The 23,168-nt window shown below is 67.3% G+C and carries 18 protein-coding genes and 2 tRNA genes; 15 read left to right on the plus strand and 5 right to left on the minus strand.

What is annotated here, in order from left to right:
• Positions 1 to 196: 196 nt before the first annotated feature.
• Positions 197 to 667 carry a ribose-5-phosphate isomerase gene (locus tag CXQ96_RS13530; RefSeq protein WP_104118538.1) on the plus strand — a complete coding sequence of 157 codons (471 nt, stop codon included), beginning with the start codon at positions 197 to 199 and terminating at the stop codon, positions 665 to 667.
• Positions 660 to 1,550 (plus strand): Fpg/Nei family DNA glycosylase, encoded by an 891-nt coding sequence (locus CXQ96_RS13535; RefSeq protein ID WP_104118539.1) that lies wholly within the window; start codon positions 660 to 662, stop codon positions 1,548 to 1,550. The genes CXQ96_RS13530 and CXQ96_RS13535 overlap by 8 nt, the downstream gene beginning before the upstream one ends.
• A gap of 87 nt (positions 1,551 to 1,637) precedes the next feature.
• Here the strand turns inward: CXQ96_RS13535 and CXQ96_RS13540 are convergent.
• Positions 1,638 to 1,708: transfer RNA gene (locus CXQ96_RS13540), tRNA-Gly, on the minus strand.
• A gap of 113 nt (positions 1,709 to 1,821) precedes the next feature.
• Here CXQ96_RS13540 and CXQ96_RS13545 point away from each other — a divergent pair.
• The 5 genes from CXQ96_RS13545 to clpX all read left to right on the plus strand — a co-directional run bounded on the left by CXQ96_RS13545 (position 1,822) and on the right by clpX (position 6,503).
• Positions 1,822 to 1,895: transfer RNA gene (locus tag CXQ96_RS13545), tRNA-Pro, on the plus strand.
• A gap of 69 nt (positions 1,896 to 1,964) precedes the next feature.
• A complete protein-coding gene (gene tig / locus CXQ96_RS13550; protein ID WP_104118540.1) occupies positions 1,965 to 3,449 on the plus strand; it encodes a trigger factor in 1,485 nt (494 codons plus the stop codon).
• A 251-nt stretch (positions 3,450 to 3,700) separates the two neighbouring features.
• Positions 3,701 to 4,327 carry an ATP-dependent Clp protease proteolytic subunit gene (locus tag CXQ96_RS13555; RefSeq protein WP_308662895.1) on the plus strand — a complete coding sequence of 209 codons (627 nt, stop codon included), beginning with the start codon at positions 3,701 to 3,703 and terminating at the stop codon, positions 4,325 to 4,327.
• A 46-nt stretch (positions 4,328 to 4,373) separates the two neighbouring features.
• Entirely contained in the window at positions 4,374 to 5,048 is a 675-nt protein-coding gene (locus CXQ96_RS13560) for an ATP-dependent Clp protease proteolytic subunit (RefSeq protein WP_104118542.1), read from the plus strand.
• A 162-nt stretch (positions 5,049 to 5,210) separates the two neighbouring features.
• Complete coding sequence (gene clpX, locus CXQ96_RS13565) at positions 5,211 to 6,503, plus strand: ATP-dependent Clp protease ATP-binding subunit ClpX (RefSeq protein WP_104118543.1); 1,293 nt, start codon at positions 5,211 to 5,213, stop codon at positions 6,501 to 6,503.
• A gap of 59 nt (positions 6,504 to 6,562) precedes the next feature.
• On the opposite strand, the gene CXQ96_RS13570 is transcribed toward clpX, so the two are convergent.
• On the minus strand, positions 6,563 to 8,056 hold the full coding sequence (locus CXQ96_RS13570; protein ID WP_104118544.1) for a glyceraldehyde-3-phosphate dehydrogenase: 1,494 nt from the start codon (positions 8,054 to 8,056) through the stop codon (positions 6,563 to 6,565).
• A 209-nt stretch (positions 8,057 to 8,265) separates the two neighbouring features.
• Between CXQ96_RS13570 and CXQ96_RS13575 the strand changes: the two genes are divergently transcribed.
• Positions 8,266 to 8,883 (plus strand): DsbA family protein, encoded by a 618-nt coding sequence (locus CXQ96_RS13575; RefSeq protein ID WP_104118545.1) that lies wholly within the window; start codon positions 8,266 to 8,268, stop codon positions 8,881 to 8,883.
• Between the two features lie 120 nt (positions 8,884 to 9,003).
• Here CXQ96_RS13575 and valS read toward each other — a convergent pair whose 3' ends face one another.
• Positions 9,004 to 11,628, minus strand: a complete 2,625-nt coding sequence (gene valS, locus CXQ96_RS13580) for a valine--tRNA ligase (RefSeq protein ID WP_104118546.1) — start codon at positions 11,626 to 11,628, stop codon at positions 9,004 to 9,006.
• A 42-nt stretch (positions 11,629 to 11,670) separates the two neighbouring features.
• On the minus strand, positions 11,671 to 13,197 hold the full coding sequence (locus tag CXQ96_RS13585) for a SulP family inorganic anion transporter (RefSeq protein WP_104118576.1): 1,527 nt from the start codon (positions 13,195 to 13,197) through the stop codon (positions 11,671 to 11,673).
• Positions 13,198 to 13,372: 175 nt separating this feature from the next.
• Here CXQ96_RS13585 and CXQ96_RS13590 point away from each other — a divergent pair, with 175 nt between their 5' ends.
• On the plus strand, positions 13,373 to 13,744 hold the full coding sequence (locus CXQ96_RS13590) for a MerR family transcriptional regulator (protein ID WP_104118547.1): 372 nt from the start codon (positions 13,373 to 13,375) through the stop codon (positions 13,742 to 13,744).
• 88 nt (positions 13,745 to 13,832) lie between these two features.
• Positions 13,833 to 14,630 (plus strand): SDR family oxidoreductase, encoded by a 798-nt coding sequence (locus CXQ96_RS13595; RefSeq protein WP_104118548.1) that lies wholly within the window; start codon positions 13,833 to 13,835, stop codon positions 14,628 to 14,630.
• A 3-nt stretch (positions 14,631 to 14,633) separates the two neighbouring features.
• Here CXQ96_RS13595 and CXQ96_RS13600 read toward each other — a convergent pair whose 3' ends face one another.
• Positions 14,634 to 15,965 carry a cytochrome P450 gene (locus CXQ96_RS13600; RefSeq protein WP_104118549.1) on the minus strand — a complete coding sequence of 444 codons (1,332 nt, stop codon included), beginning with the start codon at positions 15,963 to 15,965 and terminating at the stop codon, positions 14,634 to 14,636.
• Between the two features lie 457 nt (positions 15,966 to 16,422).
• On the opposite strand from CXQ96_RS13600, the gene ileS reads away from it, so the two are divergent.
• The 5 genes from ileS (at position 16,423) to CXQ96_RS13625 (ending at position 23,064) form a co-directional block, all read left to right on the plus strand.
• A complete protein-coding gene (gene ileS, locus CXQ96_RS13605) occupies positions 16,423 to 19,719 on the plus strand; it encodes an isoleucine--tRNA ligase (protein WP_308662899.1) in 3,297 nt (1,098 codons plus the stop codon).
• Positions 19,712 to 21,103, plus strand: a complete 1,392-nt coding sequence (locus CXQ96_RS13610) for a folylpolyglutamate synthase/dihydrofolate synthase family protein (RefSeq protein ID WP_104118551.1) — start codon at positions 19,712 to 19,714, stop codon at positions 21,101 to 21,103. The genes ileS and CXQ96_RS13610 overlap by 8 nt, the downstream gene beginning before the upstream one ends.
• A 7-nt stretch (positions 21,104 to 21,110) precedes the next feature.
• Positions 21,111 to 21,542: a DUF4233 domain-containing protein gene (locus tag CXQ96_RS13615; RefSeq protein WP_104118552.1), complete on the plus strand. Its 432-nt coding sequence runs from the start codon at positions 21,111 to 21,113 to the stop codon at positions 21,540 to 21,542.
• 74 nt (positions 21,543 to 21,616) lie between these two features.
• Entirely contained in the window at positions 21,617 to 22,033 is a 417-nt protein-coding gene (gene ndk / locus CXQ96_RS13620; protein WP_104118553.1) for a nucleoside-diphosphate kinase, read from the plus strand.
• Positions 22,034 to 22,098: 65 nt separating this feature from the next.
• On the plus strand, positions 22,099 to 23,064 hold the full coding sequence (locus CXQ96_RS13625) for an aldo/keto reductase (RefSeq protein ID WP_104118554.1): 966 nt from the start codon (positions 22,099 to 22,101) through the stop codon (positions 23,062 to 23,064).
• Positions 23,065 to 23,168: the final 104 nt, after the last annotated feature.

Raw genomic sequence — 23,168 nt, forward strand, 5'->3', positions numbered from 1 at the left:
GGTGGGTTGCGGGTACGGCGCGTGTGATGCGGCTTACGCGCGATTCGTATTCTCTCATCCGATGCGGCGCCGTCATCCGCTTGGTCTCCATCTGGCGACGCGCACTAGGCTGGGACCGTCCTGCCGCCGGGCGGACGTCACACCCCATCGCCGGTTCGTCCGGTGCCATCCACGCCAGACAAAGGAACAGATCGCCATGCGCGTCCACCTCGCCACAGACCACGCCGGCATGGAGCTGAGCGCCCACCTGCTCTCGCATCTCACCGCAGCGGGATACGACGTCGTCGACCACGGACCGACGTCCTACGACCCCGAGGACGACTACCCCTCGTTCTGCATCAACGCGGCGGAGGCTGTCGTGGCCGACCAGGCGCAGGGCACCGAGGCACTCGGGATCGTTCTCGGCGGCTCGGGGAACGGCGAGCAGATCGCAGCGAACAAGGTGCGTGGAGTGCGGGCAGCACTCGCCTGGAACCTGGACACCGCGCGCCTCGCGCGCCAGCACAACGACGCGAACGTGATCGCCGTCGGTGGCCGCCAGCACTCGGTCGAGGAGGCGACGGCGATCATCGAGGCCTTCCTCGCCGAACCGTTCAGCGGCGCCGAGCGACACGCGCGGAGGATCGCGCAGATCGCACTGTACGAGGAATCCGGGCGCGTTGCCTGAGGGCCATTCGGTCCACCGGCTCGCGCAGCAGTTCAGCTCGGTCTTCGTCGGTGAGCGACTCGCGGTGTCGAGTCCCCAGGGCCGTTTCTCCGCTGGTGCCGCGCAACTGGATGGCGCCACGCTGCTCAGCGCCCTGGCCCACGGGAAGCAGATGTTCCTGCGGTTCGACAACGACCGCGTGCTGCGCGTGCACCTCGGCCTCTACGGCGCGTGGAGCTTCGGCGGCGACGCGACGTTCCGCGGCGCTTCGAGCATCGGTGCTCCGCGCAGGGTGGGTGAGACGGAGCAGGCCTCCGACGAGGGCGAGCCCGGCGGGACGGCGTCGTTCAGCGGCCCGCCCGCTCCCGTCGGAGCCGTCAGGGTACGCCTTGTCTCCGCTCACGGCTGGGCCGACCTGCGCGGCCCGACCGCGTGCGAGGTCATCAGTCCGGCGGAGGAAAAGGCGGCACGGGCGAAGCTCGGCCCCGATCCGCTTCAGGCCGGGTCGGACGGGTCGGTCTTCGTCCGGAAGCTGACGTCGAGCGTGACGCCGGTCGGCATCCAGCTGATGAACCAGTCGGTCGTCGCGGGGATCGGGAACGTCTACCGCGCCGAGGTGCTCTTCCTGCAGGGCATCAATCCCTGGCGGCCCGGCCGGCAGGTCCGCGAGGACGAAGCGGCCGCCATCTGGACGGACACCGTGCGGCTGATGAGGGACGGCGTGCGCGAAGGACGCATCGTGACGACGACGGCCGAGGCGAGGAACGGACGCCCGAAGCGCTCAGCGCCGCACTACGTGTACAAGCGCACCGGAGAACCGTGTCGACGCTGTGGAACCCCGATCCTGACCGGGGAGATGGCTGCGCGCAACGTGTACTGGTGCCCTCGGTGCCAGGCGGAGTGACGGGAGTGCGCACCACCCTTGGAGCAGGGGCTTAAAGCACATCACCCGGACGGCGGGTCCGGGTGACGGTGGCCTCACGGCCGGAAGAGGGGATGACGGGAATCGAACCCGCGTAATCAGTTTGGAAGACTGAGGCTTTACCATTAAGCTACATCCCCGCAGAGGGTCCTCGCGGAGCCCCTCGGAACGCATATAACTACACCACAGCTGCCACGCTATCGCCAAATGTGCGCGGCGGGCGCAAAGATGCGTAGACTGTCACTCGCACTTACGGGGTGTAGCTCAGCTTGGTAGAGCGCCTGCTTTGGGAGCAGGAAGTCGCAGGTTCAACTCCTGTCACCCCGACTCTGTCGTGTGATGAAGAAAACGCCTCCACTGCAGAACCAATCCCCATCATTTCAGGAGTCCTACGCTGTGAAGAGCGCTGTTGAAACCCTTTCCCCCACCCGGGTGAAGCTGAACGTCGAGGTTCCCTTCGAGGAGCTGAAGCCCAGCATCGACGAGGCCTACAAGACCATCGCCACCCAGGTCCAGGTTCCGGGATTCCGCAAGGGCAGGGTTCCCCAGCAGCTCATCGACCAGCGTGTCGGCCGCGGCTACGTCATCGAGACAGCCATCAATGACGGCCTGAACGGCTTCTACCAGAGCGCTGTCCAGGAGACCGGAATCCGTCCCCTGAGCCGCCCCGAGGTCGAGATCACCGAGGTCCCGGATCCCGCCAAGAAGGACGGCCAGCTCACCTTCACGGTCGAGCTCGATATCCGCCCCGAGATCGAACTGCCCGACTACAAGGGCATCGAGGTCACCGTGGATCCCGTGGCCGCCTCCGACGAGGACATCGATAAGGCGATGGACGAACTCCGTGGACGCTTCGGTACCCTCACAGCGGTCGACCGCCCTTCCCAGGACGGCGACTTCCTGACCATCGACCTCACCGCGTCGGTGGCCGGTGAAGAGGTCGACTCGGCCCAGGACCTCTCCTACCAGATCGGCTCCGGAACCATGCTGGAAGGCATGGACGAGGCTGTCACGGGCCTGTCGGTCGACGAGAGCGCCATCTTCGAGACGAAGCTGGCCGGTGGCGAGCACGCCGGCGCAGATGCGCAGGTCACCGTCGTCGTCAAGGCCGTCAAGGAGCGCGAGCTTCCCCAGGTCGACGACGAATTCGCGCAGCTCGCTTCCGAGTTCGACACCGCGGAGGAACTGCGGGCCGACCTCGCCAAGCAGGCATCGGAGTCGAAGCTGATGGACCAGGGCGTCGAGGCGCGCGACAAGGTGCTGGACAAGCTCGTCGAGCTCGTCGCGGTACCGGTTCCCGACAGCGTGATCGAGGAGCAGCTCGAGCAGCACTTCAACGGTGAGAACGCCCACAGCGCCGGTGAGGACCACGACACCGAGGAGCACCGGGCGGAGATCCGCACCAACACGGAGCGCGCCTTCCAGAACGAGGTCATCCTCGATGCCGTTGCGGAGAAGGAAGAGGTCGGCGTCAGCCAGGCCGAGCTGATCGACTACATCGTGTCCACCGCGGGCCAGTACGGCATGGAGCCCAACCAGTTCGCCCAGATGCTGGACCAGAGCGGCCAGGTCCCGATGATCGTCGGCGAGGTCCGCCGCCGGAAGGCGCTGGCCAAGGTCCTCGAATACGCAACCGTCACGGACACCAACGGTGCAGCCGTGGACCTCACCGAGTTCGTGCGGCCCGCCGGGGATGAGCCCGAGACCATCAGTGCGGACGACGTCGAGACCGAGCAGGACGTGGCAGAGGATATCCAGGCCGGTGAGCCGGAGGCCGCCGCATCGGCCGAGTCGGCAGAGGCCGCGGATGCTCCTGCAGGGCAGGAAGTCGCTGAAGCGCCGAAGAAGAAGACGACCAAGAAGAAGGCAAGCGCCGAGTAGTTCGCCCAGCCTCCACCAGCGGTGCCGCAGCCTCCGGGCAGCGGCACCGCTGGTGCGTTAACGGGCCCTCTCGGCGATCGGCAGCTCGGGAAGGACGGGCGTCGGGGACCGTTCCCGCCACCGTGCGCCGTCAGCGAACAGTTCCGCGCGTGGGAGCAATTCGGGAGCGCAGCGGGTTAGTGTCCAAGGAGAGACAAACGGACGGGTCGGCCGGAGTGGCAGCGGCCCGCCAGAGTGAGAGGTTAACGTCGATGGCAACCGAACCAAGCACCCCGAGGATGGCCGGCCCCGAAATGGGCGGCCGTGACGAGTACATCTACAACAGGCTCCTCAAGGAGCGCATCATCTGGCTCGGTTCAGAGGTCCGCGACGACAACGCGAACGTCATCTGCTCGCAGCTGCTGCTGCTCTCGGCGGAGGACCCCGAGCGGGACATCTACCTCTACATCAATTCGCCCGGCGGCTCCGTGACCGCGGGCATGGCAATCTACGACACCATGCAATTCATCCCGAACGACGTCGTGACCGTGGCGACCGGCCTCGCCGCGTCGATGGGTCAGTTCCTGCTGTCCTCCGGCACCAAGGGGAAGCGCTACGCGACTCCTCACGCCCGCATCCTGATGCACCAGCCTTCCGGCGGCATCGGCGGAACGGCGACGGACATCCGCATCCAGGCAGAGCTCATCCTGCACATGAAGCGGGTCATGGCCGAACTGACGGCGGAGCAGACGGGCCAGACCGTCGAGCAGATCCTGAAGGACAACGACCGCGACAAGTGGTTCACGGCCCAGGAAGCGCTCGAGTACGGCTTCTTCGACCACATCTCGGCGCACTCGGGGTCCGTCTCCGGTGGCGGCGGAACCGACCAGACGCCGTAGTCCGCGCCCAGCCCCTTCCTCGATCAGTCGTCCTACAGGAGACACCATGAACCACGATTTCCAGGCAGCAGCGGGATCCAAGGCGCAGAACCTCCCGACCAGCCGCTACATCCTTCCCCAGTTCGAAGAGCGCACGCCGTACGGTTTCAAGCGCCAGGACCCTTACACGAAGCTGTTCGAGGACCGCATCATCTTCCTCGGCACACAGGTCGACGACGCGTCGGCGGATGACGTCATGGCCCAGTTGCTCGTCCTCGAGTCCACGGACCCGGAGCGGGACATCACGCTGTACATCAACTCGCCCGGTGGATCCTTCACCGCCATGACGGCGATCTACGACACCATGCAGTTCATCCGTCCCGAGGTGCAGACCGTATGCCTCGGCCAGGCGGCGAGTGCCGCCGCGGTGCTGCTCGCGGCCGGTGCCCCCGGCAAGCGCCTGGCACTTCCCAACGCGCGGGTGCTCATCCACCAGCCCGCGCTGTCCGGCGGCCAGGGTGGCCAGGCCTCCGACCTGGAGATCCAGGCCAATGAGGTCATGCGCATGCGTACCTGGCTCGAGGACACGCTGGCCCTGCACTCGGGCCGCAGTTCCGAGCAGGTGAACATCGACATCGAGCGCGACAAGATCCTCACCGCTGCGGACGCAGTCGAGTACGGCCTGGTGGACGAGGTCCTGACGTCGCGCAAGATCACCCCGCCGAAGATCAACACCCCGTAGACGTGACGGCGGGTCCGGGGCCCAGACGGTCCCGGACCCGCAGCACAGCAGGGTCATCGCCCGTGGCGCCGCAAGGCACCACGGGCATTTTGATACCGGCTCCGAGGTCCTCGTGGCCTAGAGTGGACATAGCAATCGCGAAATACCTAAGGGGATTGAACCATGGCTCGCATTGGTGAGAGCACGGATCTACTCAAGTGCTCTTTCTGTGGGAAAAGCCAGAAGCAGGTCCGGAAGCTGATTGCAGGCCCCGGCGTGTACATCTGCGACGAGTGCATCGACCTGTGCAACGAGATCATCGAGGAAGAGCTCTCCGAGGTGGCTGATCTCGGAACCTTCGAGCTGCCCAAGCCCCGCGAGATCTTCGACTTCCTGCAGGAATACGTCGTGGGCCAGGAGCCTGCCAAGCGGTCCCTCGCGGTCGCCGTGTACAACCACTACAAGCGCATCCAGTCGGGCAACGGCCCGCGTGCCGCCGGTACCCTCGCCGATGCCGCCGAGACCGAAGACGTCGAGATCGCCAAGTCGAACATCCTGCTCATCGGCCCCACCGGTTGCGGCAAGACCTACCTCGCGCAGACCCTGGCCCGTCGGCTGAACGTCCCGTTCGCCGTCGCGGACGCCACTGCGCTGACGGAAGCCGGGTACGTCGGCGAGGACGTCGAGAACATCCTGCTCAAACTGATCCAGGCCGCGGACTACGACGTCAAGAAGGCCGAGCAGGGAATCATCTACATCGACGAGATCGACAAGATCTCGCGCAAGAGCGAGAACCCCTCGATCACGCGTGACGTCTCGGGTGAGGGCGTCCAGCAGGCACTCCTGAAGATCCTCGAGGGAACAGTGGCCTCCGTGCCGCCGCAGGGCGGGCGCAAGCACCCCCACCAGGAATTCATCCAGATCGACACCACGAACGTCCTCTTCATCGTCGCCGGAGCCTTCGCCGGACTCGAGGAGATCATCGGATCACGCGCCGGACGCAAGGGCATCGGTTTCGGTGCGCCGCTCAGCTCCCTCAAGAACGAGGAGGCGAGCTACGGCGACGTCATGCCCGAGGATCTGCTGAAGTTCGGTTTGATTCCCGAGTTCATCGGACGACTTCCAGTCATCACCACCGTCACGCACCTGGACCGTCCTGCTCTCATGCAGATCCTGACGGAGCCGAAGAACGCCCTGATGAAGCAGTACCAGAAGATGTTCCTGCTCGACGGCGTCGAACTCGTCTTCGAGCCCAAAGCGCTCGAAGCGATCGCGGATCTCGCCCTCGATCGCGGGACCGGTGCACGAGGCCTGCGGGCGATCATGGAGGAGGTACTCCTGCCGGTGATGTTCGATCTTCCCAGCCGGGAGGACATCGCCACGGTCGTCATCACGGACGATGTCGTCGCCAAGCGCGCCGAGCCAACGCTCATCTCGCATGAGGTGGTTGCAAAGCGTCGCAACAAGTCCGCCTGACGCGCGGATGAGGAGGGGCCCGGCCGTCTGGCCGGGCCCCTCCTGCGTCGGCGGCAGTGTCAGACGCTCGCTGCCACCGGCGCGCTGGTATCGGCCGCAGGGTAGGACGGCGGGTGGACGGCGGCCATTTCCTCCATGACGCGCACGACCTGGCAGCTGTAGCCGAATTCGTTGTCGTACCAGACGTACAGCACGAGGTGGACGCCGTCGGCGATGGTCGCGAGTCCGTCGACGATGCCCGCACGGCGTGAGCCGACGAAGTCGGTGGAGACGACCTCGGGGCTGTCGATGTAGTCGACCTGCTTGCGCATGCCGGAGTGCAGGGACATCTCGCGGAGGTACTCGTTGACCTCCTCCTTCGTGGTCGCTTCCTTGAGGGTGAGGTTGAGGATGGCGATGGAGACGTCGGGCGTCGGGACGCGGATGGAGCTCCCGGTGAGCTTGCCGGCCAGTTCGGGCAGGGCCTTGGCCACGGCTGTGGCTGCTCCCGTCTCCGTGAGCACCATGTTCAGGGCGGCGGAGCGGCCGCGGCGGTCACCCTTGTGGAAGTTGTCGATGAGGTTCTGGTCGTTCGTGAAGGAATGCACGGTCTCGACGTGGCCGTGGACGACTCCGTAGCGGTCGTTGATCGCTTTCAGGACAGGGGTGATGGCATTGGTGGTGCAGGAGGCAGCGGTGATGATCCTGTCGCTGTCCTCGATGGTGGCGTGGTTGATCCCGTGGACGATGTTCTTCAGGGCTCCCTTGCCGGGTGCCGTGAGGAGGACCTTGGCGACCCCGGTGCTCCTGAGGTGCTGGGAGAGGCCCTCCTCGTCGCGCCAGCGGCCGGTGTTGTCGACGACGAGGGCGTCGGTGATGCCGTAGGCGGTGTAGTCGATGGTGGCGGGGTCGTCGGAGTAGATGACCTGGATGCGGGTGCCGTTGGCGGTGATCGTGTTCGTGGCTTCGTCGACCTGGATGGTGCCCTCGAAGGATCCGTGGACGGAGTCCCGGCGGAGCAGGCTGGCGCGTTTGCTGAGGTCGTTGGCCGATCCGCGGCGGACGACGACCGCGCGCAGGCGGAGCCCGTGCCCGCCGCCGGCCTTCTCGATGAGCAGCCGGGCGACGAGGCGACCGATGCGGCCGAAGCCGTAGAGGACGACGTCGGTGCTGGTCCGCTCGTCACGACCGCCCTGCCCGACGATGCCGGCCAGCTCTGCCCGGAGGAATTCCTCCAGGGTCCTTTCGTCACCGGCGGCGAATGCCTGGTCGTAGGCGAGACGGAGGCGCCCGATGTCGATGGCGGCGGCTCCGAGGTCGAGATCGGCCAGGACCCGAAGCAGGGGAGCTGTGTCCTCGAGGCGGAGTTCCTCAGTGGTGATGCGGCGGGCGAAGCGGTGCGCCTTGAGGATGTTCATCGTGGACTTGTTGATGAGGCTGCGTCCATGGATGCTCGTCACCACGTTGTTGGTGCGGTACAGGTGCCCGATGAGCGGGATCATGGCCTCCGCGAGTGCCTCGCGTTCGAGCCAGGTGTCGTGGGTGTGGGCGTTCTCCGTCCGGTGGTGCTGCAAGACTGCGTCCCTTCGAGCACCGGGAGCGCCGGTGCGAACTCATCCAGCCCGATGCCGACGCAGGGATAGCGCCAGGCATCGTCGACTGGTCGTGTTCCTCCATTACACCGTCTCGGTGCGCACGGCACCAATCCAATCGGAATAGCCCGGTGACGGGCACGGTTGCACCGGAAAAGGCCTCGGCCTCCCAACGTCGCAAGGAGTACCGCATGAGCGAGTCCACTACAGTCAAGAAAGCTGATTTCTGGTTCGATCCCCTGTGCCCCTTCGCATGGATCACCTCACGCTGGATCGGGGAGGTGGAGCAGGTCCGCGACATCTCCGTGGACTGGCATGTGATGAGCCTCTCCGTCCTCAACGAGGGACGGGACCTGCCGGAGGAGTACCAGGCCATGATGCTGCAGGGCTGGGGACCCGTTCGCGTCATCATCGCCGCCCGGGAGCTCCACGGCGAGGAGTACATCAAGAAGCTGTACGACGCTATGGGTACCCGCATCCACATCGGCCAGGACAAGGACTTCGACGCCGTCATCCGTGAATCGCTCGAGGAAGTGGGTCTGCCCTCGGACCTCGCGCGATACGCCCATTCCGACGACTACGACGAGCAGCTCCGTGCCTCCCACAAGGACGGCATTGACCGCGTCGGCGACGAGGTGGGAACGCCCGTCGTAGCCTTCAACGGCACGGCATTCTTCGGACCGGTCCTGACGAGGATCCCCCGCGGCGAGGAGGCCGGCCGCATCTTCGACGGCGCCGTGCTGTTGGCGGAGTTCCCGGAGTTCTTCGAGCTGAAGCGCTCCCGGACAGAACGACCGACGTTCGACTAGGACCCCGCTCTGGACTGCGGATCCCACCGTAGCCCGCCGTAGCCCGCACAGGACACGGAAGGGACCCACCGACCGGTGGGTCCCTTCCGTGTGCGGGGCACTACTCGACTGCGCGGGGAACTACTCGACCGGCTGGGGGACCAGTTGCACGGCGGAGACGCTCAGGGCGCCCTCGCCCTCCGCGAGCTGGAGGTCCCTCGCATTGCCCGCTGCGAGCAGGTCGGCCAGACCCGCGCGCACCTGCTCCACCTGGGCAGCTGGCGCCGTCACGACGGCGGTCTCCACCTCGGTGCGCTGTTTGACCTTCGCCTCGGACTTCGCCTTCCGGATGCCGCCCAGCGCCAGGGCGACGGAGGTCAGGACGTGGGGGTCGGCCGTGCCCGGCAGCGCCCCCAGAGCTTCGGCGCTCGGCCATGCTGCCCGGTGCACCGAATCCTGGCGCCACCAGCTCCAGACTTCTTCTGTCGCGAACGGGAGGAACGGTGCGAAGAGGCGCAGCAGGGCGTCGAGGGTCGTGGCCAGGGTCGTCTGGACGGACTGCGTCTCCGGGTCGCCCGCGTCGCCGTAGGCCCGGTCCTTGACCAGTTCCACGTAGTCGTCCGTGAAGGTCCAGAAGAAGGACTCCGAGAGCTGCAGGGCCCGGGCGTAGTCGTACTTCTCGAAGGCGGCCGTCGCCTGCTCGGTCACGGTACGCAGCTGAGCGAGCAGCGAGAGGTCCAGGGCGTTCGAGACACGGCCGAGTGCGCCTTCGCCGACGGACGCCTCGGTGACGCCGAGGTTCAGGACGAACTTGGAGGCGTTCAGCAGCTTGATGGCCAGGCGGCGGCCGATCTTCATCTGGTTGATCTCGTAGGCGGTGTCCGCACCGAGTTTCGCCGAAGCGGCCCAGTAACGGACGGCGTCAGCGCCGAACTGTTCCAGGACATCCGTCGGGACCACCACGTTGCCCTTCGACTTCGACATCTTCTTGCGGTCCGGGTCGAGGATCCACCCCGAAAGGGCTGCGTGCTTCCACGGCACGGAGTCCTGCAGGGCGTCTGCGCGCACGGCGGTCGAGAAGAGCCAGGTGCGGATGATGTCGTGGCCCTGGGGGCGGAGGTCGAAGGGGAAGACCTTCGCGAACAGGTCCTCGTCGCGGCCCCAGCCGCCGACGATCTGCGGTGTGAGGGATGACGTCGCCCAGGTGTCCAGCACGTCGTTGTCCCCGATGAAACCGTTCGGCTGATTGCGGGCCGACTCGTCGAAACCGGGAGCGGGATCGGCGGCAGGGTCGACCGGGAGCGACTCGGCGGCAGGAAGGATGGGGTCGTCGTACTCCGGTTCGCCGTCGGCGTCCAGGCGGTACCAGACGGGCACGGGCACGCCGAAGAACCGCTGTCGCGAGACGAGCCAGTCGCCGTTCAGGCCCTCGATCCAGTTCTCGTAGCGCGAGCGCATGAAGGACGGGTGGAACTCGATCTCGCGCCCGCGCTGGATCAGGGCGTCCCGCTTGCCGGCGTCGCGCCCGCCGTTGCGGATGTACCACTGGCGGCTCGTGACCACTTCGAGGGGCTTGTCGCCCTTCTCGTAGAAGTTGACCGGGTGCATGATCTTCTTCGGTTCGCCGTCCAGGTCGCCACTGTCGCGCAGCAGGGCGACGACGGCCTCCTTGGCGCTGAAGATCGTCTTGCCGGCCACCTGCGCGTAGTTCTCGCGCGCTCGGTCGGTGGCGATCCATTCGGGCGTCTCGGAGCGGATCCTGCCGTCGCGACCGACGACGGCTCGCGTCGGCAGCTGCAGTTCGCGCCACCAGGTGACGTCCGTCAGATCACCGAAGGTGCAGATCATGGCGATGCCACTGCCCTTGTCCGGCTTGGCGAGGGGGTGTGCCTTGACCTCCACCTCGACGTCGAACAGAGGTGACGTCACCGTGGTGCCGAAGAGCGGCTTGTAGCGCTCGTCGTCGGGGTGGGCAACGAGGGCCACGCACGCCGGCAGGAGTTCGGGTCGGGTGGTCTCGATGTGGATCTGTTCGCCACCTGCGCAGTGAAAGGCGATGCGGTGGTATGCCCCGGGCTGCTCGCGATCCTCGAGTTCGGCCTGCGCGACAGCCGTGCGGAAGGTGACGTCCCACAGCGTCGGAGCTTCGGCGAGGTAGGCGTCGCCCGCCCGCAGGTTCTCGAGGAAGGCCCGCTGCGAGACGGCACGCGAGGTGTCGTCGATGGTGCGGTAGGTCAGGTTCCAGTCCACCGAGAGCCCGAGCGTGCTGAAGAGGTTCTCGAAGACCTTCTCGTCCTCGACGGCCAGTTCCTCGCAGAGCTCGATGAAGGTGCGGCGGGATACGGCGTCGAAGTCGCGCTGGTTCTTGGGCGGCTCGGCGGGCGGCCGGTAGTCGGGGTCGTAGGCGACGCTGGGATCGCAGCGGACGCCGTAGTAGTTCTGGACCCTGCGCTCGGTCGGGAGCCCGTTGTCGTCCCAGCCCATCGGATAGAAGACGTTGGCGCCCCTCATCCTCTTGAAGCGGGCCATGACGTCCGTCTGGGTGTAGGAGAACATGTGCCCGACGTGGAGGGACCCGGACGCCGTTGGCGGGGGAGTGTCGATCGAATAGACCTCGCCGCGCGTCGTGTCGCGGTTGAAGGCATAGGTGCCGTCCTCGCGCCACTGGCGGGACAGCCTCTCTTCGAGCCCCTCGAGGGCGGGCTTGTCGGGAACGGAAACGGACTGGGAGGAGGGCGTGTCTGTGCCCTGGGTCGTATCGGCCATGCCCCCATTGTTCCCTACGGCGGGACGATGACGTTCCGGAGGTCAGTGGCCCGCACCGAGTTTCCCGCCGAGGCGTTCGCGCATCCTCGACGAGGCTTCGTTGAGGCCGACGATCTTCACGTCGGTGCCGTGGGTGCGGTACTTCTCCTGGATGGCGTCGAGGGCGGCGATGGTCGAGGCATCCCACAGGTGGGAACCGTGCAGGTCGATCGTGACGCGGTGGGGGTCAGTGGCGTACTCGAACTGGGTGTAGAGGTCGTTGGAGGACGCGAAGAACAGCTCCCCGTCCACGGTGTACGTGGCGTGGCGGTCACCGTCTACGGTGTCCTCGGTCCGTTCGACCGTGACGAAGTGCGCGACGCGGCGTGCGAAGGCGACCATGGCGACGAGGACGCCCACGCCGACGCCGATGGCGAGGTTGTGGGTCCAGACCGTCACGACGACGGTGGCGAGCATGACCGTGGTCTCGCTCTTGGGCATTCGCTTGAGGGTCGTCGGCCGGATGCTGTGCCAGTCGAAGGTGGCGATGGACACGAAGATCATGACGGCCACGAGGGCCGCCATGGGGATGAGGGCCACGATGTCCCCGAGGGCGACGACGAGGATGAGCAGGAAGACGCCGGCCAGGAAGGTCGAGATGCGCGTGCGCGCCCCGGAGGCCTTCACGTTGATCATCGTCTGGCCGATCATGGCGCAGCCGCCCATGCCGCCGAACAGGCCGGTGATGATGTTCGCGGCTCCCTGACCCCAGGACTCGCGGGTCTTGTTCGATCGGGTGTCGGTGATGTCGTCGACGAGCTTGGCGGTCATGAGGGATTCGAGCAGCCCGACCGCTGCCAGCGCGAGGGCGAACGGAGCGATGATCTGCAGTGTCTCGAGGTTCAGCGGCACGTTCGGGAAGAACAGCGACGGGAGGCTCTCGGGCAGTTCGCCCTTGTCCCCGACAGTGGGCACGAGAACGTTGGCGAGGACCGCGAACACGGTCAGGACGACGATCGCGACCAGCGGCGCCGGGACCGCCTTCGTCAGACGAGGGAGGCCGAAGACGATCAGCAGGCCGACGGCGACCATCGGGTAGACCATCCACGGAACATCGATGAGCTCGGGGACCTGGGACAGGAAGATCAGGATGGCCAGGGCGTTCACGAAGCCGACCATGACCGAGCGCGGGATGAACCGCATGAGCCGTGCCACGCCGGCGAGACCGAGGATGACCTGAAGAATCCCGCCGAGGATGACCGCGGCGATGAAGTAATCGACGCCGTGGCTGGCGACCAGGGGTGCGATGACGAGGGCGACGGCACCGGTGGCGGCCGAGATCATGGCGGGGCGGCCGCCGAGGAACGCGATGGAGACCGCCATCGTGAAGGACGCGAACAGACCGAGCCGCGGATCGACTCCGGCGATGATCGAGAAGGCGATCGCCTCGGGGATCAGGGCCAGTGCGACGACGAGCCCCGCGAGGACTTCCGTCTTCAGGAGTCGCGCGTCCTTCAGCGTCCGGACGACGGACTGCCTCTCGACCGGGGTCAGGGCAGCAGGGCCGGTGGGAGTCCGTGGAGTGGTCATCATGTTATGTCCTCGGGGTGCGGGGCTGCGTCGTGCCGGCGTCGGAGCGCCGCGGGACGATGGCTGCTGCTGTGCAGGGAGCGCGCCCGCCTGAGCCGGCGCCAGGTTCAACCCTAACGTAACGGTAGGGTTGTCACGACGAGAGAGGGTCGGTGTCAAGCAGGATGATGGGGTGATGCAGACCATGCACATCGGAGAACTTGCCGAACGGACCGGATTGTCGCTGCGGACCATCCGCCACTACGACGAGGTCGGCATCCTGCCCGCCTCCTCCCGCTCCGAGGGTGGATTCCGGCTGTACACGGAGGACGACGTCGAGCGCCTGCTGCTCATCCGCAGGATGAAGCCCCTCGGATTCTCGCTCGAGGAGATGCAGGCCCTGCTGGACGTCACGGACCAGTGGGACACGGAGACGGACCCTGACCGCAGGGAGCTGCTCCGCGCGTCCCTCGACGCCTTTCGGGCCTCGGCCGCGGAACGGCGGGAGAAGCTGGTGCAGACCCTCGCCCGCGCCGACGAGTTCATCGACCGGTTGAACAGGTACTGACACCTCCTGCGGTCGGGAAGCCCTTCCACCCGATGCTTGATGACCGGACCTTACGCGCGCGTCAGCGCCCCATCGCTACAGTGGCTCCATGACCCAGATTCCCGCCCAGCTCGGCGCACCCGTGACACCAGCCCCATCCGCCCTCCGTGCCGTCGTCACGGGAGCCAGTTCCGGAATCGGCGCGGCCACGGTGCGCGCCCTGCGCCGGGCCGGCTGGGACGTCGTCGCCGCAGCCCGGCGCGTCGACCGCCTGGAGGCCCTCGCCGAGGAGACCGGCGCGGTTCCGATGGTCCTGGACGTCACGGACCAGGTCTCCGTCGCCGCCTTCGCCGCAGAGGTCGCGGCGGCCGGCCCCGTCCATGCCCTGGTCAACAACGCGGGCGGGGCGTTCGGCACCGAACGTGTCGCCGAGGCGAGGACCGAGGACTGGGACTGGATGTACAACGTGAACGTGCTCGGCTCCCTGCGGATGACCCGCGCGCTTCTGCCCGCATTGCGCGACGGCGGCCAGGGCAGCGTCCTGTTCCTCACCTCCACCGCGGCGCTCGCGGCCTACGAGGGCGGTGCGGGATACTGCGGGGTCAAGGCAGCCCAGGAGTCCATGGCACGCTCGCTGCGGCTGGAGGAGGCGGAGCACAACATCCGTGTCATCGAGGTGTCCCCGGGCATGGTGCACACCGAGGAGTTCTCACTCAACCGGCTCGGCGGTGACCAGGGCGCCGCCGACAAGGTCTACGAGGGCGTGGCGCACCCGCTCACCGCGGACGACGTCGCCGACGCCGTCGCGTTCACCCTCAATGCGCCCCACCACATGAACATCGATCAGCTCGTGCTCCGGCCTCTTGCCCAGGCGGCGAACCACAAGGTGCTGCGCTCCCCGCAGTAGCGGTCATCGAGCCCGCGGGGACACGACGAGGCGCACCGAGTAGTTGTCCATCGTGCCGGGCAGAGGTCGGGACGGGTCGAGGGTCTGGCCCTGGGCGAGCTCGACGTCGTTCCCGCTGACCAGCGAGGCCAGCGCCGCACTCGTCAGGAGCAGCACCAACTGCTTGCCCGGGCAGACCACCGGTCCGTCGCTGAACGGGACGAGCGGCCAGCCGTCGTCCTCGTCGGTGAGCCAGCGTTCCGGCCGGAAGCCGTGCGCGTTGCGCAGGGACCGGTCATCCCTGTGGAAGTAGGGCGAGTAGATGAGGATGCCGCACTGCGCCGGCATCACTCCGTGGTCCCACTCGACGGGCGCGGTGGTCTGGCGGAGGATCATCGGCGTCGTGGGCCACAGGCGCAGGGACTCGAGGACGCTTGCCCGCAGGTAGGGCAGGAACCGCCGCCCGGAGGTATCGCCGTCGACCTCGCGTCTCGCCGTCGCCATCGCTTCGGCGTGGGTCGCGAGGACCGTCAGGGTGCGGAAGGTCGCCATTCCTGCCGGATCGAAGGCGAAGAGCCACTGGGGCACCTGCTGCGAGGGCTCGGCGCCGTCCCCCGCGGGTGCTGCCGCCAGGACGGCCGCAAGGCTCCCGGGCTCCGCGTTCGCCAGCTCGTCCGAGATGCGCTGGAGGAACCGCGCGCGCGTCCTTCTCCGCACCGGTCTGAGGAAGGCCCAGTTGCCGTCCTTCCGCAGGCGGATCACCATCGCCGTGAGTTCCTTGTCGTGCCGTGCGTGGTCGCCGAAGACCACGCGGCGCACCACGCGGTACCAGGCGTCGAGGAAGTCGTCCCAGGGCAGCGAGCCGCTGCTCGCGGCGCCGGCGAGCAGCTGCTGCATCTCCTCCTCCACGATGGGGACGAACCGGTCGGCGAGGTGGTGCACCGGATGGCCGGTGTCGAGGACCTGTTCCTGGAGGGCGCGGCGCACCGTGCGCACGGGACCCCGCGAGATCAGGACGTTGGCGGGCTGGAAGTGCGACAGTGCCGCTTTCTTCTCGCTGGTCGCGGGCGAGAACGGCTCGGGTGATCGGGCCAGGACGGTGGTGACGTCGTCGGGCGCCAGGATCACCGCCTGCTTGCGGATCGGCAGTTTCAGCATCAGGGGGCCTGCCGGGTACTTGGCATGGACCTTCCTGACGATGTCGACGGCCTTCGCGTCGAGCTCGAGGCGGGCCGCGAGCCCGACGACGCGCGGCCGCCTGATGATGGGTCCCTTTGCGACGGTGGGCAGGAAGACGCCCAGCAGCAGCCGCGCGGTATCCAGCGCGGACGCGGTGGGAAGGGTCGAGGGAGGCATGCAGGGTCCGTCCTGTTGCTATCGGATGCTTCCCACCCTGCCAATCCCCGGCTCCGACCACAACGCTTTTCCGCGTCCCTCCCAGCGGCGCCGCCGTGCGGGTGCCGCTGTCGGCAGTGCCGTCGCGCTTTCGACAACGATTTCGCGCCGGGGCTAGACTTGGGGCATCAGCATCGACCCGGCAATCACCGGCGAGCTTCCGGAAGAAAGGCCCAGCCCCTCGCGGGCGGCCCGTAGAACCGGACGGGGCGGCCCGTCACAGCCTGCGAACGAGCGGCAGCCCCGATCGTCGCGTCCTGGCAGCAGGTGCGCGGCGGACGACGGCGGCAAGTGAGGTGGTACCGCGGGTCCAGAACCCCTGCGGCCGGTCAGGCAACCGGCAGCGGGCGGAATGGGCGCCCGTCCTCACGGCAGGATTCCTGCACCACCCGACGCCGCCGTACACAGGATGAGAATCATGCCGCAGATCTACCCCAAAGCAGTGTCGCCCGACGACAACGGACGTTCCTCCGGAACCAGCGCGTCCCCGCGGTTCCCCGAGCTCGAGGAACGCGTCCTGCGCTACTGGCAGGAGGACGGCACGTTCCAGGCCTCCATCGACGCGCGTGACGCCGGGGTCGATGGTTCCAACGAGTTCGTCTTCTACGACGGACCCCCGTTCGCGAATGGCCTGCCGCATTACGGCCACCTCCTCACCGGGTATGCCAAGGACCTCGTGGGCCGGTACCAGACGCAGCGCGGCCACCGCGTGGAGCGGCGCTTCGGCTGGGACACGCATGGACTGCCGGCCGAACTCGAGGCCATGAAGCAGCTCGGTATGACCGACAAGCAGCAGATCGTGGCCATGGGTATCGACAACTTCAACGACGCCGCCCGGGCCTCCGTCATGAAGTACGCGGGGGAGTGGCGCGACTACGTGACCCGCCAGGCGCGCTGGGTCGACTTCGACAACGACTACAAGACCCTCAACCCCGAGTACATGGAGTCCGTGCTCTGGGCGTTCAAGACCCTCCACGACAAGGGCCTGACCTACAACGGCTACCGGGTCCTGCCCTACTGCTGGAACGACGAGACCCCGCTCTCCAACCACGAACTCCGGATGGACGAGGACGTCTACCAGGACCGCCAGGACCAGACCGTCACGGTGACCTTCCCCATCCTCGCCGGCGAATCGGCCCTCTCGAAGGATCTCGACGGCGTGCAGGCCCTCGCCTGGACCACGACGCCGTGGACGCTGCCCACCAACGCGGCGCTCGCCGTCGGGCCCGACATCACGTACGTCGTCCTCGATGGGCAGCGCGACGGCGAGGCCGGCCGGTTCCTGATCGCGGAGGACCTCCTGGGGAACTACGCCAAGGACCTCGGATTCGCGGACGCCACGGCAGCGCGCGAGGCCGTCACGTCCCGGCACCTCGGGACCGAGCTGGAAGGACTCACCTACCAGCCGCTGTGGGACTACCTCGCCGATCCCGAGGAGGGTGGCTACCGCAACGCCTTCCGCATCCTCGTGGCGGACTACGTCACGACGACGGACGGCACGGGCCTCGTCCACCAGGCACCCGCCTACGGCGAGGAGGACCAGAAGGTCTGCGAGGAAGCCGGCATCCAGGTGATCCTCTCGGTCGACGAGGGCGCGAAGTTCCTGCCGATGTTCGGTAAGGGGCCCCTCGCGGAGATCGTCGGGCTGCAGGTCTTCGAGGCGAACAGACACATCACGCGCGTGCTGAAGTCCGAGGGCCGGCTGGTGCGCCAGGCGAGCTACGTGCACAGCTACCCGCACTGCTGGCGGTGCCGCAATCCGCTCATCTACCGCGCCGTGTCCTCGTGGTACGTCGAGGTGACCAAGATCCGCGACCGCATGGTGGAGCTGAACCAGGACATCACGTGGATCCCCGGCAACGTCAAGGACGGCCAGTTCGGGAAGTGGCTCTCCAATGCGCGCGACTGGTCCATCAGTCGCAACCGCTTCTGGGGGAGTCCCATCCCCGTGTGGCAGTCCGACAATCCCGAGTACCCGCGCACCGACGTCTACGGTTCGCTCGCGGAGTTGCAGGCGGACTTCGGGCGGCTGCCGGTGAACAAGCAGGGCGAGGTGGACCTGCACCGTCCGTTCATCGACGAGCTCACGCGGCCCAATCCCGACGATCCGACGGGACAGTCGACCATGCGCCGCGTCGAGGACGTGCTCGACGTGTGGTTCGACTCCGGCTCGATGCCGTACGGCCAGGTGCACTACCCGTTCGAGAACGAGCAGTGGTTCGACACCCACAATCCGGCCGACTTCATCGTCGAGTACATCGGCCAGACGCGCGGCTGGTTCTACATGCTGCACATCCTGTCGACGGCGCTGTTCGACCGACCCGCGTTCCGCAACGTCATCAGCCATGGCATCGTCCTCGGCTCCGACGGCCAGAAGATGTCGAAGAGCCTGCGGAACTACCCGGATGTGTCCGAGGTCTTCGATCGCGACGGCTCGGATGCCATGCGGTGGTTCCTGATGGCGTCGCCCATCCTGCGGGGCGGCAACCTCGTGGTCACGGAGCAGGGCATCCGGGAGGGCGTGCGCCAGGTCATCCTGCCGCTGTGGAACGTCTGGCACTTCTTCAGCCTCTACACCAATGCCGCCGACGGCGGCGAGGGCTACGAGGCGAAGACCGTGACGCCCGAGGCGGCAGCGCAGCTGAAGGAGCCGATCGACCGCTACATCCTGGCGAACACCGGCAACCTCGTGCGCGATCTCACGGAGTCCCTCGATGCCTTCACCATCAGCGACGCCTGTGAGTCCCTGCGGCGCTACCTGGACACGCTCACCAACTGGTACGTCCGTCGGAGCCGCCAGCGCTTCTTCGACGAGGACACCGATGCGTTCGACGTCCTGTACACCTGCCTCGAAGCGGTCTGCCGCGTCGCAGCGCCCCTTCTTCCCCTCGTCACCGAGGAGATCTGGCGCGGGCTCACGGGAGGACGGTCCGTCCACCTCACCGACTGGCCGGACACCGCGTCGTTCCCTGCCGCTCCAGAGCTCGTGGAGCAGATGGACCGCACGCGGCAGGTGTGCTCCGTAGGATCCAGCCTGCGGAAGGCTGCGAACCTTCGGGTGCGGCTACCGCTCAGGGAACTGACCGTCGTCGCCCCCGGCGCCGCCGATCTCGCCGGACAGTACTCCTCGATCATCGCGGACGAGCTCAACCTCAAGGGCGTCCGGCTGGTCGATTCGGCCGACGCCGAGCCCGCCGAGTTCGGCATCTCGCAGCGTCTCGTGGTCAACGCGCGCGCCGCCGGTCCGCGGCTGGGGAAGAACGTGCAGACCGTCATCAAGGCGTCGAAATCAGGTGACTGGCACGTGGACGACGACGGCGGTGTCACCGCCGGAGGCCTCCTGCTCGAGCCGCACGAATACACGTTGGACACCGTGGTGGAGGGAAACGACGCAGCCTCCAAGGCCGTGACGGTCCTGCCGGGGGGCGGGTTCCTCGTCCTCGACACGGAGGTCACGGATGAGCTCGCGGCGGAGGGCACGGCGCGCGACGCCATCCGCGCTATCCAGCAGGCCCGCCGGGACGCGGACCTCGACATCAGCGACCGCATCACCACGACGATCGGCGTCGCGCCGGACCAGGTTCCGGCACTCGAGGCGAACGCGGACCTCATCAGGGCGGAAACCCTGACCGTGGAGCTCAGCATCACCGCCGTCGAGGACGCGGGCAACGAATTCAGCATCACCGTCGGGAAGCAGGAGCAGCAGCATGGATGACACGAACGGTACCGGCAGCGAAGGAGGACCCGCCCTTGACGCGTTCTCCGTGGAAAGCGTCTACGCCGAACTGCTGAGCCGTGCGCCCGAGAACAGGATGGAGCCCCGGATGGCTCCGCTGCATCGGGCCATGGAGATCCTCGGTGAACCGAACAAGGCGTTCCCGATCATCCACATCACGGGTACCAACGGCAAGACGTCGACGGCGCGCATGATCGAGAATCTCCTGCTGGCGCACGACCTGCGGACGGGCCGCTTCACGAGCCCGCACCTCTCCCGTGTCACGGAGCGCATCAGCATCGACGGTGAGCCCGTTGCGGATGAGACGTTCGTGCGGGTGTGGGACGAGATCAAGCCCTACCTCGACATCGTCGACGGCGAACTGCTGGTCGCCGCCGAACCACGCCTGACCTACTTCGAGTGCGTCACCATCCTCGCGTTCGCTATCTTCGCCGACGAGCCCATCGACGTCGGCGTGATCGAGGTCGGGCTCGGGGGCATCACGGACGCCACGAACGTCGGGGACGGCCAGGTGGCCGTGGTGACGCCGATCTCCCTGGACCACACGGACCTGCTCGGAGACACGGTCGAGGACATCGCCCTGGAGAAGGCCGGCATCATCAAGCCGGGCTCCTTCCTCATCAGCGCGATTCAGCCTCGCGATGCTGCCCAGGTGCTCCTCGAGCGTGCCCGCGAGGTGGGCGCGGAGTTCCGGTTCGAAGGCGTCGAGTTCGGTGTCGAGTCCCGTATGGTCGCCGTCGGGGGCCAGGTGGTGTCGCTTACCGGACTTGCCGGCCGCTACGGCGAACTGCTGGTGCCTCTGCACGGCGAGCACCAGGCGGAGAACGCCGCCGTGGCCGTCGCGGCGGTTGAGGCCTTCCTGGGCGGCGGGGAACGCGAGCTCGACACGGTGCTCGTGCGCAACGGCCTGCGTGCCGTCACCTCTCCCGGTCGCCTCGAGGTGGTCCGTACCGCCCCGAGCATCGTCGTGGACGCAGCACACAATCCGGCAGGGGCCCGTGCCGCGGCGAAGGGGATCCACGAGGCCTTCGACTTCAGCAGGCTCGTGCTGGTCATCGGGGTCCTGCAGGACAAGGATGCGGAGGGGATCCTCGCAGAGCTGCACGAAGAGCTCGGGGGCATCCTGGAGGACGTCTGCCTCACGCAGTCGACGTCGCCCAGGTCCGTCCCGGCCGCGGACCTCCTGCAGGCCGCGCTCTCGGCCGGTTTCGCGGAGGAGAACATCAACATCGCCCCGAGTCTGGACGACGCCCTCGAGTGGGCAGTGATGAAGGCGGAGGAGAACAACGACCTTGCGGGAGGCATCCTCGTGACCGGTTCCATCACGGTCGTCGGCGAAGCCCGCACGCTCCTGGGGAAGTAGGCGAGGCATGGCACGCATGACCAGAGCCCAGCGCGAGTGGCGCCCCGGCATGCCGAAGAAGCGGCGCTCGACGAAGATCATGTTCGCGTCCACCGTCCTCCTGTTGGAGGCGTTCGTCGTGTTCTTCGCGACTCTCGCTGTCTTCGGCCTCAGGCGCGACGAGATATCGCCCGCCGTCATCCTGACCTCGGGGATCGTCCTCAGTGTCGTCCTCATCCTCACGTGCGCCGTGCTGACGAGGAAGTGGGGGATCGGCCTCGGGTGGGTGCTCCAGCTCGTTCTCATCGCGAGCGGGTTCCTCGAGCCGGCCATGTTCGCCGTCGGCCTCGCGTTCGCCGCGACCTGGCTGTTCGGTATCCGGCAGGGTATCCGGGTGGACCGCGAGAACGTGGAGCGTGACCGCCTCCAGGCCGAGTGGGAGAAGGCCAACCCCGAATAGCGGCGCCGCTTTTAGTAGAGTCGACGGTGATACCCGACCACCGCGCCATGCGTGGCGCCCACCCAGGAGTTTCCATGAGCACTGAGCGCACCCTTGTCCTCGTCAAGCCCGACGGCGTGTCCCGCGGACTGACCGGCACGATCCTGTCCCGCATCGAGGCGAAGGGCTACACCATCGCCGAGCTGAAGCAGGTGCGGGCTACCCGTGAACTGCTCGAGGAGCACTACTCGGAGCACGTCGGCAAGCCGTTCTTCGAACCGCTCGTCGAATTCATGCTCAGCGGCCCGATCGTCGCAGCGGTCTTCGAAGGCCAGCGGGTCATCGAGGGCTTCCGCTCGCTCGCCGGGACGACGGAGCCGACGACCGCAGCGCCGGGCACCATCCGGGGCGACTTCGGCCGCGACTGGGGTGTGAAGGTCCAGCAGAACCTGGTGCACGGGTCCGACTCGGCCGAGTCCGCAGAGCGCGAGATCGGCATCTGGTTCGCCTAGAGGCGACTCCTGATCAGTTGCCCCGGGTCATGTGCCCGGGGCAACTGTCTTGGTAGGTTAGGGCGATGATGACCTATCGCAGACTGGGTTCCTCCGGACTCAGCGTTTCCACCGTCGGGCTCGGCTGCAACAACCTCGGAAGGGCCGGCACGACCTCCGAGTCGCAGGAGGGCACGGACGCCGTCGTGCATGCTGCCATCGATGCCGGCATTACACTCTTCGACACCGCGGACATGTACGGCAGGGCCCCCGGGGTCAGCGAAACCCAGCTGGGCAAGGCCCTCGGCGCCCGGCGCGACGACGTCGTGCTGGCCACCAAGTTCGGTCTCGACATGGGCGGGGAGAACGGTCCGGACTGGGGCGCCCGAGGCTCCCGGCGCTACATCGTCCGCGCGGTCGAGGCGTCCCTGCGCCGCCTCGGGACGGACTGGATCGACCTCTACCAGTACCACGCCCCGGATGCCCTGACCCCGATCGAGGAGACGCTCGCAGCCCTCGACGACCTCGTCACGAGCGGCAAGGTGCGCTACCTCGGGCACTCCAACTTCGCAGGGTGGCAGATCGCGGAGGCCGAGTTCACGGCTCGCAGCGGCGGCTACACACCATTCATCTCCGCCCAGAACCCGTACAACCTCCTGGATCGCCGGCTCGAGCGCGAGGTCGTCCCGGCCGTCGAAGCCTACGGGCTCGGAGTCCTGCCCTACTTCCCGCTCGCCAACGGTCTCCTCACCGGCAAGTACCGGCGCAACGAGGTACCAGCCGGGAGTCGGCTGACGCACTCCCGGAAGAACGTCCTGGAGACGGCGGACTGGGACCAGCTCGAGGCATTCTCGGCGTTCGTCCGCGAACGGGACCTCACCGAGGTGCAGGTGGCGTTCTCCTGGCTCGCGGCCCAGCCATCGGTCGGATCCGTGATCGCCGGCGCCACCTCGCCCGAGCAGGTGCGCCAGAACGCGGCAGCTGCCGCCTGGTCGCCGTCGAACGAGGATCTCGCGGAACTGGACCGAATCTTTCCGCGGCCTGCGGGGTGAGTCGCCGTTTCGCGTGCGGCATCGCACCTGGAACGGCGAGCGGGTAGTTCCGACGCGAAGGCTTCCCAGCCCCTGTCCGGGCTGGGGAGCCTTCTCGCCGCAGG

Source organism: Arthrobacter sp. B1805 (genome assembly GCF_002929745.1).
Classification (GTDB): Bacteria; Actinomycetota; Actinomycetes; order Actinomycetales; family Micrococcaceae; genus Arthrobacter_D.

Excerpts from the sequence above, each read along its gene's own strand:
- CXQ96_RS13530 (WP_104118538.1), top strand. The coding sequence starts at position 197 with ATGCGCGTCCACCTCGCCACAGACCACGCCGGCATGGAGCTGAGCGCC.
- CXQ96_RS13585 (WP_104118576.1), bottom strand. The coding sequence starts at position 13,197 with ATGACCACTCCACGGACTCCCACCGGCCCTGCTGCCCTGACCCCGGTC.
- clpX (WP_104118543.1), top strand. The coding sequence starts at position 5,211 with ATGGCTCGCATTGGTGAGAGCACGGATCTACTCAAGTGCTCTTTCTGT.
- CXQ96_RS13600 (WP_104118549.1), bottom strand. The coding sequence starts at position 15,965 with ATGCCTCCCTCGACCCTTCCCACCGCGTCCGCGCTGGATACCGCGCGG.
- CXQ96_RS13595 (WP_104118548.1), top strand. The coding sequence starts at position 13,833 with ATGACCCAGATTCCCGCCCAGCTCGGCGCACCCGTGACACCAGCCCCA.
- CXQ96_RS13575 (WP_104118545.1), top strand. The coding sequence starts at position 8,266 with ATGAGCGAGTCCACTACAGTCAAGAAAGCTGATTTCTGGTTCGATCCC.
- CXQ96_RS13625 (WP_104118554.1), top strand. The coding sequence starts at position 22,099 with ATGATGACCTATCGCAGACTGGGTTCCTCCGGACTCAGCGTTTCCACC.
- CXQ96_RS13555 (WP_308662895.1), top strand. The coding sequence starts at position 3,701 with ATGGCAACCGAACCAAGCACCCCGAGGATGGCCGGCCCCGAAATGGGC.
- CXQ96_RS13610 (WP_104118551.1), top strand. The coding sequence starts at position 19,712 with ATGGATGACACGAACGGTACCGGCAGCGAAGGAGGACCCGCCCTTGAC.
- CXQ96_RS13590 (WP_104118547.1), top strand. The coding sequence starts at position 13,373 with ATGCAGACCATGCACATCGGAGAACTTGCCGAACGGACCGGATTGTCG.
- ndk (WP_104118553.1), top strand. The coding sequence starts at position 21,617 with ATGAGCACTGAGCGCACCCTTGTCCTCGTCAAGCCCGACGGCGTGTCC.
- valS (WP_104118546.1), bottom strand. The coding sequence starts at position 11,628 with ATGGCCGATACGACCCAGGGCACAGACACGCCCTCCTCCCAGTCCGTT.
- CXQ96_RS13615 (WP_104118552.1), top strand. The coding sequence starts at position 21,111 with ATGGCACGCATGACCAGAGCCCAGCGCGAGTGGCGCCCCGGCATGCCG.
- CXQ96_RS13560 (WP_104118542.1), top strand. The coding sequence starts at position 4,374 with ATGAACCACGATTTCCAGGCAGCAGCGGGATCCAAGGCGCAGAACCTC.
- ileS (WP_308662899.1), top strand. The coding sequence starts at position 16,423 with ATGCCGCAGATCTACCCCAAAGCAGTGTCGCCCGACGACAACGGACGT.